The organism is Serratia sp. MMO-28, from assembly GCF_037199905.1.
Taxonomy (GTDB): domain Bacteria; phylum Pseudomonadota; class Gammaproteobacteria; order Enterobacterales; family Enterobacteriaceae; genus Chania; species Chania oryzae.
The window spans coordinates 1-309 of sequence record NZ_JBBCVB010000108.1 but is presented as its reverse complement, the minus strand read 5'-3'; the positions used below and the strand labels follow the sequence as shown (position 1 = coordinate 309).

At 52.4% G+C, this 309-nt stretch carries 1 protein-coding gene; it reads right to left on the bottom strand.

All coding sequences use genetic code 11. The features are described from left to right. On the bottom strand, window positions 1–309 hold a 309-nt coding region (locus WG891_RS26755), incomplete at both ends, for a hypothetical protein (RefSeq protein ID WP_337274592.1).

The following is a 309-nucleotide window of genomic DNA, read 5'->3' as shown; positions in this document are numbered from 1 at the left end:
AGGTAACCGCTCGAATCTGAGTCTGTCGGTGAATTCTTCTTTCTCGATAGCAGCAGGCGTAACGTAAATCTGCATCGAGCGGTGAGCTTCTCCCTCTCCCTGTGGGAGAGGTAACCGCTCGAATCTGAGTCTGTCGGTGAATTCTTCTTTCTCGATAGCAGCAGGCGTAACGCAAATCTGCATCGAGCGGTGGGCTTCTCCCTTGTATGTTTGTAGTTGATGTAAAAAGATAGGTTGTACCGTGTTCTTACCCGGCGTGGCAGCACGTACGCCCTCTGGGACACCAAGCCCGTGGGAGAGCTTATTGCG